Source organism: Hymenobacter saemangeumensis (assembly GCF_039541835.1).
In the GTDB taxonomy this organism is placed as follows: domain Bacteria; phylum Bacteroidota; class Bacteroidia; order Cytophagales; family Hymenobacteraceae; genus Hymenobacter; species Hymenobacter saemangeumensis.
The window spans coordinates 89,009-102,355 of record NZ_BAABGZ010000081.1; the positions used below are offsets into that span (position 1 = coordinate 89,009).

The window sequence follows — 13,347 nt, forward strand, 5'->3', positions numbered from 1 at the left end:
CTTCGCTTCACTCGCAATGACACAATTTCATTATTTTGCTAATGACTAACCCCTTCCAGCCCGGCGACGTCAAAACCCACCACTACACCGTGCAGCCTGCCGACTTTGCCGATTTCGGGGCCGAATCCGGCGGCCTGGTGCACGCCGTGCTGAGCACCTTTGCCCTGGCCCGGGAAATGGAGTGGGCCGGGCGGCTGTTTGTGCTGGAGATGAAGGAAGCCGACGAGGAGGGCATTGGCACCGAGCTCAGCATTCAGCATCATGCGCCGGCCTTTGCGGGCGAAACCCTCACCATTCAGGCTACCTTTGCGGCCCTGCACGGCCCGGCGCTGCGTTGCGCCGTAGAAGCCCGGGTAGGGGAGCGGCTGGTAGCCAGCGGCCACACCGGGCAGCGCATTGTGGCCCGCGCCCGCCTGGCGGCCCGCTTCGCCGCGCTGCAAGGCGAGGCAGCACCGCCCGAAAACTAAGAATCTGCATGGCCAAGAAAGACGACCAACCCGCCATTATCAACATCCGCAACCGCCGCGCCAGCCACGAATACACCTTCCTGGCCAAATACGACGCCGGCATCATGCTGCAGGGCACCGAAATAAAAAGCATCCGGGCCGGCGACGTCAACCTCGGCGACGGCTACTGCCTGTTTCACTCCGATGGCAGCCTCTGGATTCATCAGGTGCGCATCGCGCCCTACTCGCTGGGTACCTACAACAACCACGACGCCATGCGCGAGCGCAAGCTGCTGCTTAACAAGCGCGAGCTCAAGCAGCTGGCCGGCAAAAGCCAGGACCAGGGCCTGACCATCATTCCCCTGCGCCTGTTTGTGAACGACCGCGGCTTTGCCAAGGTGGAAATTGCCCTGGCTCAGGGTAAAAAGCTCTACGACAAGCGCAACGACCTTAAGGAAAAGGCCCAGAAGCGCGATATGGAACGGATGTAGTCAATGGCTGAATGGGCGAATGAGTGAATGTGAGAATAGGCGGAGCGTATGGCAAGGATGCTAGATGCGCGTTCTGCTTCCGTTCTTTGCGTTCGCTCATTCACCCATTCACCCGTTTACCCATTGAACCCAGGAATCTGCGCGTTGAGCGCCGTCCCCGTCCGCGCCGAGCCGTCCGACAAAGCCGAGCTGGTGACCGAGCTGCTGTTTGGCGAGTGCTACCTTATTTTGTTAACCCAGGGCAGCTGGGTGCAGGTGCAGCTGGCGGCCGACCAGTACATCGGCTGGATTGACCTTAAGCAGCACATGCCCGTCAGCCCGGAGTACTACACCGCCTGGTGCGCCCAGGACCACCCCCGGGCCCTGGACGTGGTGCAGGCCGTGAGCGACGCCAAAACCAAGATTCCCCTTACCCTGGGCTGCCGCCTGCCTTTCTTCGATGGCATGAACCTGCGCCTGGGCGAGCGGCAGTTTTTCTTTAACGGCACCGCCACCAACCCCACGGCCGCGCCCGACCCGGCGCGGCAGGCCAATCTGCTGCGCAAAACCGCCCTCATGTACCTGAAGGCGCCCTACGTGTGGGGCGGCAAAAGCATCTTCGGCCTCGACTGCTCCGGCCTGGTGCAGCAGCTCTACGGCCTGGTGGGCATTCAGCTGCCGCGCGATGCCCGCCAGCAGATTGACCACGGCCGCCCCGTGCACTTCGTGGCCCAGGCCCGCCCCGGCGACCTGGCTTTTTTCGACAATGCCGAAGGCCGCATCGTGCACGTGGGCATGGTGCTGGAAGACACCCAAATCATGCACGCCCACGGCGAGGTGCGCATCGATACGCTCGACCACAACGGCATCTACAACCGCGAGTGGCAGCGCTACACCCACAAGCTGCGCCTGATAAAGCGCCTGCTGCCAGAGTAGGGTTTTAGTTGTCGGTTAACAGTTGTTAGTTGTCAGGTTGTGCCAGTCAAAATGGACTGACAACCGACAACTGACAACGGACAACTGCCGGGTGAACTTAACCTAACGCAGCTTGTTAATGCGCGTAGAATCCCTTAGCTTTCGGCGGGTTAGATTCTTTTCCCAAGCGCGTATGGACCAAAAAGTGTTAGTGCTGAATGGCGACTATACCGCCATTACCCTGTGCAGCGTGCAAAAAGCCTTCGTGCTTCTGTTTCTCGACAAAGCCGAGATGATAGCCAAGTCGGAACACGGCACGCTGCGTACTATCTCCCAGTCGTATCCCAAGCCCAGTATAATCCGCTTGCAGCGCTACGTGCGCGTGCCCTACAAAGGCATTGCCCTCAGCCGCCACAATATTTTCAAGCGCGACCATTACGAGTGCCAGTACTGCGGCTCCACCAAGAACCTTACTCTTGACCACGTCATGCCCCGCTCCCGGGGCGGGGAGTCGTCGTGGACTAACCTGCTGACGGCGTGTGCCCGCTGCAACCACGCCAAGGGGCACCGCACGCCCGGCGAGGCCGGCCTTACCATTCGGCAGCAGCCCAAGAAGCCCACGCTGGCCGGCTTTCTCAAGCTTTCGGCCGGCACCATCGACCAGAACTGGCACGCGTATTTGCACTAAGAGCAGGGGGTAGTAAACTTACTACGGCCGAGTTACGTTGGTTGGGGGTACCTTTGTCGGATTCCCACCTGTACTCTTTTTATGGCTTTACCCAAATTTGCTTCTACTCGCTCGTTTCATACTGAGCTTCGCACCCGAATAAACCAGTACTTCGAAGAGTCCGGTAAGCAGATGACGGGCGACTTCCGCATCGTGCTGAAAGCCGTGCTGCTGGTGACGGCCTTCGTTGGCCTCTACATCCACGTGGTGTTTTTTACACCGCCCCTGGCCTGGGCCCTGCTGGAGTGTGCGCTGTTTGGAGCGGTTGGGGCCGGCATCGGCTTTAACGTGATGCACGACGGCGCCCACGGCAGCTTTTCGGAGTACCGCTGGCTTAACAAGGTAGCGGCCTTTACCCTCAACGTGATGGGCGGCAGCACCTACATGTGGAACGCCAAGCACAACCTCATCCACCATACCTACACCAACATCGACGGGCACGACGACGACATCGACATTCAGCCCTGGATGCGCATGACGGCCGACCAGCCCCGCTACCGCCTGCACCGCTTCCAACACCTGTACTTCTGGTTTCTGTACTGCATGCTGTACATCTCCTGGATTTTCGTGATGGACTACCAGAAGTACTTCAGCCGCAAAATCGGCTCAATGGGTTTAAAGGACATGACCCTGAGCGACCACCTGGTGTTCTGGGGCTTTAAAGCGCTGAACCTGGTGCTGTTTGTGGGCCTGCCTCTCTACATTTTCGGTTTCTGGGGCTGGCTGGCCGGTTTCATGATTAGCATGATGGTAACGGGCTTTGTGCTCAGCATCGTGTTCCAGCTGGCGCATACCGTGGAAGACGCCGCCTTCCCCGTGCCCCACGCCACCACGGGCAAGCTCGAAGATGAGTGGGCCATTCACCAGGTGCGCACCACGGCCAACTTCGCCACCAACAGCAAGCTGGTCAGCTGGTTTGTGGGCGGCCTCAACTTCCAGATTGAGCACCACCTGTTTCCGAAAATCTCCCACGTGCACTACCCCGAAATCAGCAAGATTGTGCAGCAGGTGTGCGATGAGTTCAACATCAAGTACAACAACTACCGCCACACCCGCACGGCCATTGCCTCGCACGTAGCCTTCCTGCGTCAGATGGGGCAGGCGGCTTAACTTCCCTCATACTACTAGAAAGAGAATCCCCGTCGCAGCCAGCTGCGACGGGGATTCTTGCTTTAAACCTCCGGCAGAACCGGCTCCCTCCCCCGGGGGAGGGGCAGAGGATGGGGTCTAACGTCCGGCAAAAGCCAGCAGGTCAGTAGTCAGCTGGTCCTTGTCGGTAAAGAACAGTCCGTGTGGGGCGCCTTTGTACACCTTCAGCTCAGCCTGCGGAATCAGCTTGGCGGTGCGCTCCCCGCTGGCTTCAAAGGGCACGGTCTGGTCGCTGTCGCCGTGAATAACCAGCGTAGGTACTTTGATAGTCGCCAGGTCGGCCCGGAAGTCGGTTTTACCGAAGGCGGTGGCACAGTCAATGGTAGCGTTGGGGGCGGCCAGCGAAGTTACCGTCTGGTGCCAGTCGAGCACCGCCTGGCTCACGGGGTGGCTTACCAGGCCCATGCCGTAGAACGACTTGGCGAAGGTGCGCAGGAAGTCGAACCGGTCTTTTTTCAGGCCGTCCTTCATCTGGTCGAATACATCTCCGGGCACGCCTTCGGGGTTGTTGTCGGTTTTGAGCATGAAGGGCGTTACCGCGCTCACGAAGGCCACGCGGGCAATGCGGGCGTCGCTGTAGGTGCCCAGGTAGCGGGCTATTTCGCCGCCGCCCATGGAGAAGCCCACCAGCGTCACGTTGTTCAAATCCAGCTCTTCCAGCAGGGCATTGAGGTCGGCGGCCAGGGTGTCGTAGTCGTAGCCCGTCCAGGGGCGCGACGAGCGGCCGAAGCCGCGGCGGTCGTAGGCAATCACGCGCAGGCCGCTTTTGGCCAGCCCGATGGCCTGGTGCTCCCACATGGTATGGTCGAGCGGCCAGCCGTGAATCAGCACCACGGGGTTGCCCTGCCCCCAGTCTTCGTAGTAGATGTTGATGGAGTTGCCCGCTGCGTCGGTACCGGCTTTGATGTAGCTCATAGGGAAAGAAAGAGTTGGTGAATGGTTAAGCTTTCTTTACTGCTATGGCCGGGGTGAGGTTATTGGATTAGAGCCTCGCTGGCGCGAGTTTAGCGCAGCGTAACTCGTGCCAGGTTATGTTGTGGAGGCTGCGCCTCCACTGCCGCGAAGCGGCAAGCCGGGCCGGCGCCATAGAAAAACAGTTGCCTCGTTCTGTTGCGAGGCGCAGCCTCGCCCGAAAGGTGGGCACGAGCTACGCTGCGCTAAACCCGCGCCAGGGGCGTTGTGCCGTATTTGGCGGCGTAGTGTTAAGATTATGGGATTTGGTAGCCAAATAATTGAGGTTGACACACTTCACTAAATGGGCTATTGCAAGTCATGTGCAAGCTAGTACTGCTAATTGTGTCGGTACTTTTACCCATTTCCCACAGTTCTAATTGAATGTTTGACTTCTCTCGCACCGTTTTCTTCTTCGCTTTATTTGCCGCAATCAGTTGGCCAATACAATTATGGGCAGTAATCAGAGCCAAGAAGAAAGCCAAGTATGCGGTTGAAACTGGGAGCAGAAACACTTTTGGTTTCTACTCGAAATTCATTGTGCCAATTGTTGTGCTAATCTCATTCAGTACTCTCGCAACCTTAAACGGCTACCTGGGCAGTAATAATGGATTCGTTGCTATAGCAGTAAACTGTGTCTGGGTGCTATGGCCTTCTCTAATAGCAATTGCTGTCATGAAACTTCATGCGTTAGTCAAAAACCAGACTAGCAAAAGCCCTTAAAATCCCGTACCTTTGCGCCCCCGTCAAGGCGACGGGCCTTGCCGACGCAACGGCAAGAGCATCAAACTACATGCGTGACGGCCCGGGCTTCGGCTGCCACGTGTATTAACTGAGGCCCGACAATTTTTTATGGCAACTGAATTAGTTGACAATTTCGACTGGGACAATGTAGGCGCTAGCGGCTTCGGCGGCAACTACTCCGCTGACGAGCGCGCTCGCATGGAGCAGATGTACGGCGACACGCTGACCACTGTCCAGGAAGAAGAAGTAATCAAAGGCACCGTGGTGGGCATCACCGACCGCGATGTGATTCTGAACATCGGCTTCAAGTCCGATGGTCTGGTGTCGCTGGCCGAATTCCGCGACCTGCCCGACCTGAAAATCGGCGACGAGGTGGAGGTGTTCATCGAAGACCAGGAAGACCAGAACGGCCAGCTCATCCTGAGCCGCAAGAAAGCCAAAATCAAGCAGGCCTGGAAAGCCATCTACGATGCGCTGGAGATGGATACCATCCTGGAAGGCGTAGTGAAGCGTCGCACCAAGGGCGGCCTCATCATGGAGCTCGACGGCGTAGAAGCCTTCCTGCCCGGCTCGCAGATTGACGTGAAGCCCATCCGCGACTTCGACATTTATGTTGGCCGTCGCATGGAAGTGAAGGTTGTGAAAATCAACTCCGCTTTCGACAACGTAGTGGTGTCGCACAAAGTCCTCATCGAGAAGGACCTCGAGCAGCAGCGCGAAGCCATCCTCAACAACCTGGAGAAAGGCCAGATTCTGGAAGGCAACATCAAGAACATGACCAACTTCGGCGTGTTCATCGACCTCGGCGGCGTAGATGGCCTGCTGCACATCACCGACATCTCGTGGGGCCGCATCGCGCACCCGAGCGAAGTGCTGACGCTGGACCAGAAGCTCAACATCGTGGTGCTGGACTTCGACGAAGCCAAGAAGCGCATCTCGCTGGGTCTGAAGCAACTGACTCCCCACCCGTGGGATTCGCTGCCGGCCGACCTGCAGCCGGGCTCCAAGGTTTCGGGCCGCATCGTAAACGTGGCCGACTACGGCGCGTTCATGGAAGTGGTACCGGGCGTAGAAGGCCTCATCCACGTTTCGGAAATGAGCTGGAGCCAGCACCTGCGCAACCCGCAGGACTTCATCAAGCAGGGCGACACGGTAGAAGCGCAGATTCTGACGCTGGACCGCGAAGACCGCAAGATGAGCCTGGGCATCAAGCAGATGACCGAAGACCCCTGGACCCGTGGCGACTTCGCTACCACCTACGCCGTAGGCAGCAAGCACAGCGGCCTCGTGCGTAACCTGACCAACTTCGGCCTGTTCGTAGAGCTGGAAGAGGGTGTGGACGGCCTCGTGCACGTGTCCGACCTGTCGTGGACCAAGAAAATCAAGCACCCCTCCGAAATGGTGAAGGTGGGCGACCGTCTCGACGTGGTAGTACTGGAGCTGGACCTGGGCGCCCGTCGCCTGGCCCTGGGCCACAAGCAGCTGGAGGAAAACCCTTGGGATACCTTCGCTACCGTGTTCACCCCCGGCTCGACCCACCGCGCTACCATCACCGAGAAGTCGGAGCGTGGCGCCGTGCTGGAGCTGCCCTACGGCATCGAAGGCTTTGCCTACCCCAAGGGCCTGGTGAAGGAAGATGGCTCCAACGCTGAAAGCGGCGAAGCCCTCGACTTCCGCGTAACGGAATTCTCGAAAGAGGACCGTCGCATCGTGCTCTCGCACACGGCCGTGTACAACAGCGCCGCTGCTGCCGAAGACGACAGCCGCAACGCCAAGTTCAAGAAGAAGACCAACGCCAAAGGCGGCGACGCCCAGGGCGAAGGCAAAATGAGCGACCTGAAGAAGCAGACCGAAGACAAGTCGACCCTCGGCGACCTCGACGCCCTGAGCGCCCTGCGCGACCAGATGATGGGCAACGAGCGCAAGGCCGGCGAGCAGAAGCTGAAAGCTGCTGCCGCTGCCAAGGTAGAAAACCCCGCTGCCGGCCCCGACAACTCGCAGGAGCTTGCCGACGGCAACGCCAGCGCGGAGGAAGCTGCCAAAACCGCCGCTACCATCGCCAATACCGATGGCGAGCAGACTCCCCCTGCTTCGACCAGCGACGAAGCCAATGCCTAAGGCTTAGCTTCCACCACAAGAAAAAAGCTCCGGCCGCAAGGCTGGAGCTTTTTTTGTGGTGGAAGCCTTGCCTACCCCAACCCGGCTGCTTACCTTTGCCCTCCCAAAGACCACTCCCGGTGACGTGACCGAGTGGCTAGGTAGAGGTCTGCAAAACCTCCTACAGCGGTTCGAATCCGCTCGTCACCTCCAATGCCTGATTCCGCTTCGTAAGTTTTGACTTATGGAGCGGAATTTTTGCTTTTCAGCCAGTCTGTTCGGTCGATTTCTAGAAAACGCTTTAGGAAGAACTGGTTCATAGAGGCGGCAGTGGAGGCTGTTTTGTGCAGAAATACCAAGGGCCTTGGGTTTTGCTCGGCATTGTGCCTACATTACGCACCCAAGCCGGAAAACCTTACGTACGGCTGCCCAAACGCCTTCCCACCTTTCTTTCATTTATGAAGATTATTGACTTGCGCACCATGCGCGGACCAAGCTATTGGTCGGTTAAGCACACCAAGCTCATTGTTTCCAAAGTAGACCTGGAGGAGTTTGCCGGGCGCTGGTCCAATACCGTGACGGGGTTGGGCAGCCGGCTCATCAAGCTGTTTCCCAAAATTGGCCAGCCCCAGCCCAAGGGCATGAGCGGCGGCCGGCAGTCGGCCAACCGCCCCCCGCTGGACCTGGAGCAGCTCAACGACGGCGAGCCGCTGGGCCACGTCATCTACCACGTAGCGCTGGAGCTGCAGCGCATGGCTGGCATGCCCGTGTACTGGGGCAAGAGCTACCCCGCCCGCGAAGAAGGCGTGGAGTACGTGGTGTTTGCCTACCAGGAAGAGCGGGCCGGCCGCCGGGCCCTGGAGGCCGCCGTAGAAATCGTGGAAGCGGCCTGCCGCAAGCAGAAGGTCGATATCAAGCCCATCATCGAGGAGCTGCACGAAATCCGGGAGGATGAGTTCATCGGGCCCAGCACCTACAGCATCGTAGCCGAAGCCGCCTCACGCAACATTCCCTACATCGCCCTGAAGAACAGCAACATCATTCAGCTGGGCTACGGCGTCAACCAGAAGCGCATCTGGGCCACCACTACCAGCTACACCTCCCACGCCGGGGTGGAAGTGGCCGGCAATAAGAACCGCACCAAGGCCATGCTCAAGGATGCCGGCGTGCAGGTGCCCCGCGGCACCACCGTGTACTCCGAGGCAGGCCTGCGCGACGCCATCGACGAGCTGGGCTTTCCCATCGTGACCAAGCCGCTCGATGGCAACCACGGCAAGGGCGCCACCATCCGCATCATGAACTGGAAGGATGCCGTGGAAGGCCTCAAGGCTGCCCAGGTGTATTCCCGCGCCGTCATTGTAGAGCAGTTTATCGAAGGCTTCGACTTCCGCCTGCTGGTCGTAAATGGCAAGCTGGTGGCCGCTGCCAAGCGCACCCCCGCCGCTGTAACCGGCGATGGTGTGCACACCATTCAGCAGCTCATCGACGAAGTAAACAAAGACCCCCGCCGGGGCGTGGGCCACGAAAAGGTGCTGACGGCCATCAAAGCCGACAAGCATACCCTGGCCATTCTGAAAAGCAAAGACCTTAGCCTGAAGTCGGTGCTGCCAGCCGGTGAAACGCTCTACCTGAAAAGCACGGCCAACATCAGCACCGGCGGCACGGCCAGCGACGTAACCGACCAGATGCACCCCTACAATGTGCTGCTGGCCGAGCGGGTGGCCGGCATTGTGGGCCTCGACATCTGCGGCATCGACCTGATGGCCACCGACATTGCCGTGCCGCTCAACGAAAGCCGCGGGGCCGTGATTGAAGTGAATGCCGCGCCGGGCTTCCGCATGCACATCTCGCCGGCCGATGGCCTGCCCCGCAACGTAGCCGCGCCGGTGGTCGACATGCTGTTTCCGCCCGGCTCCACGGCCCGCATTCCCATCATTGCCATCACGGGCACCAACGGCAAAACCACCACCACCCGCCTTATTGCCCACCTGGTGGCCAGCAAAGGCTATAAAGTAGGCTTCACCACCACCGACGGCATCTACATTCAGGGCGTACAGCTGGAGAAGGGCGACTGCACCGGCGGCGTCAGCGCCGAGTTTGTGCTGAAAGACCCCACCGTGAACTACGCCGTGCTGGAAACCGCCCGCGGCGGAATGCTGCGCTCGGGCCTGGGCTTCAACACCTGCGACATTGCCGTGGTAACCAACGTAGCCGCCGACCACCTCGGCATGCGCGACATCTACACGGTGGAGGAAATGGCTGCCGTGAAAGGCGTGGTGCCCCGCACCGTGCGCAAAAACGGCTGGGCCGTGCTCAATGCCGACGACGACTTGGTGTATGCCATGGCCCGCACCGTGGACTGCCGCGTGGCCCTGTTCAGCATGGATGAGAAAAACCCGCGCATCATCGAGCACGTGGAAGCCGGGGGCGTGGCCGCCGTGTACGAGGAAGGCTACATCACCATCTACAAGAACAGCTACAAGCTGCGCATCGACCGGGCCGCGGAGTTTCCCATCACCCTCGGGGGCCGGGCCGGCTTCAACATCGAGAACAGCCTGGCCGCGGCCCTGGCCGGCTACCTGGCCGGGTTCGACCGCGACGACATCAAGACGGCCTTCCGCACCTTCATTCCCTCGGCCGCCAAAACGCCGGGCCGCATGAACATCTACAAGTTTCCCAAGTGCGAGGTGGTGGTCGACTACGCCCACAACACGGCGGGCATCAGCAAGTACGCTGAGTTCATGGATGCCACCACCGCGACCCGCAAAATCGGCGTGGTGTCGGGCCTGGGCGACCGCCGCGACGAAGACACGCTGAGCTTTGCCCGCATCGCGGGCCGCATCTTCGATGAAGTAATTCTGCGTCAGGACCGCGACCTGCGCGGCAAGACAGCCGAGGAAATCAAGGCCCTAATGGAAAAAGGCCTGCGCCTCGACAAGCCCGACCTGTCTATTACTTACATTGAAAACGAGATGGAGGCCATCGACCACGCGCTGGAAAACGCACCCGAAGGCGCCGTCATCACCCTGCTTACCGAGAACATCTCCGCCGTGCTGGCCAAGCTCGATAAGTACGAAACCGCTACTGCCCAGACCGCCAAAGAGCTGGTTTAACGACCAACAATACGACGCAACAAAAAGCCCGCTTCAGCAACGAAGCGGGCTTTTTTATACGCGAACCGGAATGAGGAATCGGCTACAAAATCCGTGAAATCTGAAAAATCCGTGTCAAACGAAGTTCAGCGAAGCTAATCCGTGGTTCAGACTACTTCAGGGTAAAGGTGGTTTTGCCCATTAGCGTGCCGCTCTCGTAGAGCTCCACGGTGTGCATGCCCTTCTTGTAGTCGGCTCCTTTGGCGTAAGTAAACTGCAGCTGCTGCTTGGAGTTGTCGTACACCACGTCCTGCTTCTGGGTGTAGAAGGCTTCCTGCCCGTCCACGGTGAAGGTGCCGCCGCCGGTGCTCAGGTTGTAGAGGGCGGCGCCGTCGGGCTCCAGAATGCGCAGGTAGATGGCCTTGGTTTCCTTGGGCGACACGTCGTTGCGGGCCAGGCTAAAGCTCACCTTCACTTTCTCCACCTTCTTGGCTTTGAACTCGTCCTTGTCGTCGTCCTTCTCCTTGTTTTTGGAGGTGATAATGGCAATCTTGATGTTCTCGGCCTGCAGGCGCGAGGCCACCGTCACTTTTTCGGCCAGCTCCTGGTTGCTGCGGGCCAGCGTGCTGATGGTGTCGGTCAGCTTATTCTGCTTTTCCTTCAGCGTGGTGGTTTCGGTGTAGAGGGTTTCGTTGTCCTTCTTCAGCTCGGCAATGTCGGTGTCCTTCTTGCGCAGCTGCCCCTCCAGGTTCTGGGCGCGCTGCTTGAACAGGTTCTGCTGGGCAATGGAAAAGCTGCCGGCTTTAAAAGAGCGTAGCTTGAGCAGGTCGGCATTGATGGCGGCAATGCGGGCCTCCAGCGAGTCGTTGCTCAGGCCCAGGGCCTGCAGCTCCTGGCTTTGGCGCTCAAAATCGGCCTTGAGGGCCTCGTATTGCTTAATTTGTTCCTGCAGCTTGCTGTCCTTGGCCTTTACTTCGGTGGTAAGCACCTCATTCTGCCGGCCTTTCTGCTGGTTGAGGTAGAACAGGACCCCGTTGATGCCAAGCAGCACAAGCACCAGGGCTACCCAGAGCAGTACACGGTTGTTGGAGCGGGGTTCGGGGGTTTCGTTTGGGTCCATGCAGGAGGGGTTAAGCGAAAAATGCGGGTGTAAGGTAACGAACGAAGCCAGGGAAGCCGGCGTACCTTTGGGTGTAAAAATAGCGGACTTCTTGGCCCGCACAACTTGGCGTTATACTTTGTCAGCATGCAAACGGTTTTTTCCGCCTTCGACGCTGCCTACTGGCAAGCCCGCTACCTCGACGGCCGCGATGCCTGGGACACGCACGGCATTACCCCGCCGCTGCAAGCCTACTTCGACCAGCTCGATGTGCGCCAGCAGCCTCGTATTCTGATTCCCGGTGCCGGCCGCGCCTACGAGGCGGAATACCTGCACCGGGCAGGTTTTCAGAATGTATTCGTGGCCGATTTGGCCCGGGAGCCCCTGGCCGCCCTGGTGGAGCGGGTGCCCGAATTCCCCAAGGCCCACCTGCTGCTGGCCGACTTTTTTCAGCTGCCCAAGGATGTGCCCTACGACCTGATTGTGGAGCAGACCTTCTTCTGCGCCCTCAACCCCAAGCTGCGCGAAGCCTATGCCCGGCAGTGCGCCGGCCTGCTGCGGCCCGGCGGCACCCTGGCCGGCCTGCTCTTCGAAGGGGAAATAGGCCCGGGCACCGAGCCGCCCTTCGGCGGCAGCCGCGCAGAATACCGCGAGTACTTCGCGCCTTTCTTCGAGTTCAAGCACTTCGATACCGCCTACAACTCCATCAAGCCCCGGGCTGGCCGGGAGCTGTTTATTTGTTTGAAAAAGAAAGAGTAGAGAGTTACAAGGGTCTAATCAGTCCTCCTGATAATCTCCTGCTACTTACTACTCTCTACTCCATACCAACTTATGCTCTCCAACCTCGTCAACGCCCTTCCCAACTTTCACCACACCGATTCCGGCCAGTTCTTTCTCATGGCCGGTCCCTGCGTCATTGAGGGCGAAGACATGGCGCTGCGCATTGCCGAGCGCGTGAAGGGCATCACCGACCGCCTGCAGATTCCCTACATCTTCAAAGGCTCCTACCGTAAGGCCAACCGCTCCCGGCTGGATTCCTTTACCGGCATTGGCGACGAAACCGCGCTGCGCATTCTGCAGAAGGTAGGCCGCGAAATCGGGGTGCCCACCGTGACGGACATTCACGAGTCGGGCGAGGCGGCCTTTGCCGCCGAGTACGTCGACGTGCTGCAGATTCCAGCTTTCCTGTGCCGGCAGACCGACCTGCTGATTGCCGCCGCCAAAACCGGCAAAGTGGTAAACGTGAAGAAAGGGCAGTTCCTGAACGGCGAGGCCATGCAGTTTGCCGTGGATAAGGTGCGGCAGTCGGGCAACGAGCACGTCATCCTCACCGACCGCGGCAACTCCTTCGGCTATTCTGATTTGGTGGTGGACTTCCGCAACCTGCCCGTGATGCGCCGCTTCGATGTGCCTGTGGTGATGGACGTGACCCACTCCCTGCAGCAGCCCAACCAGGCCAGCGGCGTCACCGGCGGCCAGCCCGCCCTCATCGAAACCATTGCCAAGGCCGCCATTGCCGTGGGCGCCGACGGCCTGTTCATCGAAACTCACCCCACGCCCAAAACCGCCAAGAGCGACGGCGCCAACATGCTGCCGCTCGACCAGCTGGAGGATTTGTTGGTGAAACTTACGCGGGTGCGGGAGGCCATTCGGTAGC

The 13,347-nt window shown here is 59.5% G+C and carries 11 protein-coding genes and 1 tRNA gene; 10 read left to right on the forward strand and 2 right to left on the reverse strand.

The window, feature by feature from the left end:
- Positions 1–41 precede the first annotated feature (41 nt).
- The 5 genes from ABD919_RS22235 (at position 42) to ABD919_RS22255 (ending at position 3,668) form a co-directional block, all read left to right on the forward strand.
- Positions 42–467 (forward strand): thioesterase family protein, encoded by a 426-nt coding sequence (locus ABD919_RS22235; protein ID WP_345238290.1) that lies wholly within the window; start codon positions 42–44, stop codon positions 465–467.
- Between the two features lie 8 nt (positions 468–475).
- Complete coding sequence (gene smpB, locus ABD919_RS22240; RefSeq protein ID WP_345238291.1) at positions 476–937, forward strand: SsrA-binding protein SmpB; 462 nt, start codon at positions 476–478, stop codon at positions 935–937.
- A 123-nt stretch (positions 938–1,060) separates the two neighbouring features.
- Positions 1,061–1,852 carry a C40 family peptidase gene (locus tag ABD919_RS22245; protein WP_345238292.1) on the forward strand — a complete coding sequence of 264 codons (792 nt, stop codon included), beginning with the start codon at positions 1,061–1,063 and terminating at the stop codon, positions 1,850–1,852.
- A gap of 172 nt (positions 1,853–2,024) precedes the next feature.
- Positions 2,025–2,519: an HNH endonuclease gene (locus ABD919_RS22250; protein WP_345238293.1), complete on the forward strand. Its 495-nt coding sequence runs from the start codon at positions 2,025–2,027 to the stop codon at positions 2,517–2,519.
- An 81-nt stretch (positions 2,520–2,600) separates the two neighbouring features.
- A complete protein-coding gene (locus tag ABD919_RS22255) occupies positions 2,601–3,668 on the forward strand; it encodes a fatty acid desaturase family protein (protein ID WP_345238294.1) in 1,068 nt (355 codons plus the stop codon).
- Between the two features lie 117 nt (positions 3,669–3,785).
- Here ABD919_RS22255 and ABD919_RS22260 read toward each other — a convergent pair whose 3' ends face one another.
- The gene (locus ABD919_RS22260) at positions 3,786–4,622 is read right to left on the reverse strand and encodes an alpha/beta fold hydrolase (protein WP_345238295.1); all 837 of its coding nucleotides are present in this window, start codon (positions 4,620–4,622) and stop codon (positions 3,786–3,788) included.
- A gap of 888 nt (positions 4,623–5,510) precedes the next feature.
- On the opposite strand from ABD919_RS22260, the gene rpsA reads away from it, so the two are divergent.
- The 3 genes from rpsA (at position 5,511) to cphA (ending at position 10,612) form a co-directional block, all read left to right on the forward strand.
- Positions 5,511–7,520 carry a 30S ribosomal protein S1 gene (rpsA, locus tag ABD919_RS22265; RefSeq protein WP_345238296.1) on the forward strand — a complete coding sequence of 670 codons (2,010 nt, stop codon included), beginning with the start codon at positions 5,511–5,513 and terminating at the stop codon, positions 7,518–7,520.
- 118 nt (positions 7,521–7,638) lie between these two features.
- Positions 7,639–7,712 (forward strand) — tRNA-Cys (locus ABD919_RS22270).
- A gap of 245 nt (positions 7,713–7,957) precedes the next feature.
- Positions 7,958–10,612, forward strand: coding sequence for a cyanophycin synthetase (gene cphA / locus ABD919_RS22275; protein WP_345238298.1), 2,655 nt, complete (start codon positions 7,958–7,960; stop codon positions 10,610–10,612).
- Positions 10,613–10,763: 151 nt separating this feature from the next.
- Here cphA and ABD919_RS22280 read toward each other — a convergent pair whose 3' ends face one another.
- Positions 10,764–11,711, reverse strand: a complete 948-nt coding sequence (locus tag ABD919_RS22280; RefSeq protein ID WP_345238299.1) for a hypothetical protein — start codon at positions 11,709–11,711, stop codon at positions 10,764–10,766.
- A 126-nt stretch (positions 11,712–11,837) separates the two neighbouring features.
- Here ABD919_RS22280 and ABD919_RS22285 point away from each other — a divergent pair, with 126 nt between their 5' ends.
- Positions 11,838–12,449, forward strand: coding sequence for a methyltransferase domain-containing protein (locus ABD919_RS22285; RefSeq protein WP_345238300.1), 612 nt, complete (start codon positions 11,838–11,840; stop codon positions 12,447–12,449).
- 72 nt (positions 12,450–12,521) lie between these two features.
- Positions 12,522–13,346, forward strand: coding sequence for a 3-deoxy-8-phosphooctulonate synthase (kdsA, locus tag ABD919_RS22290; RefSeq protein WP_345238301.1), 825 nt, complete (start codon positions 12,522–12,524; stop codon positions 13,344–13,346).
- Position 13,347: the final 1 nt, after the last annotated feature.

Excerpts from the sequence above, each read along its gene's own strand:
- ABD919_RS22280 (WP_345238299.1), bottom strand. The coding sequence starts at position 11,711 with ATGGACCCAAACGAAACCCCCGAACCCCGCTCCAACAACCGTGTACTG.
- ABD919_RS22285 (WP_345238300.1), top strand. The coding sequence starts at position 11,838 with ATGCAAACGGTTTTTTCCGCCTTCGACGCTGCCTACTGGCAAGCCCGC.
- kdsA (WP_345238301.1), top strand. The coding sequence starts at position 12,522 with ATGCTCTCCAACCTCGTCAACGCCCTTCCCAACTTTCACCACACCGAT.
- ABD919_RS22250 (WP_345238293.1), top strand. The coding sequence starts at position 2,025 with ATGGACCAAAAAGTGTTAGTGCTGAATGGCGACTATACCGCCATTACC.
- ABD919_RS22255 (WP_345238294.1), top strand. The coding sequence starts at position 2,601 with ATGGCTTTACCCAAATTTGCTTCTACTCGCTCGTTTCATACTGAGCTT.
- ABD919_RS22235 (WP_345238290.1), top strand. The coding sequence starts at position 42 with ATGACTAACCCCTTCCAGCCCGGCGACGTCAAAACCCACCACTACACC.
- cphA (WP_345238298.1), top strand. The coding sequence starts at position 7,958 with ATGAAGATTATTGACTTGCGCACCATGCGCGGACCAAGCTATTGGTCG.
- ABD919_RS22260 (WP_345238295.1), bottom strand. The coding sequence starts at position 4,622 with ATGAGCTACATCAAAGCCGGTACCGACGCAGCGGGCAACTCCATCAAC.
- rpsA (WP_345238296.1), top strand. The coding sequence starts at position 5,511 with ATGGCAACTGAATTAGTTGACAATTTCGACTGGGACAATGTAGGCGCT.
- smpB (WP_345238291.1), top strand. The coding sequence starts at position 476 with ATGGCCAAGAAAGACGACCAACCCGCCATTATCAACATCCGCAACCGC.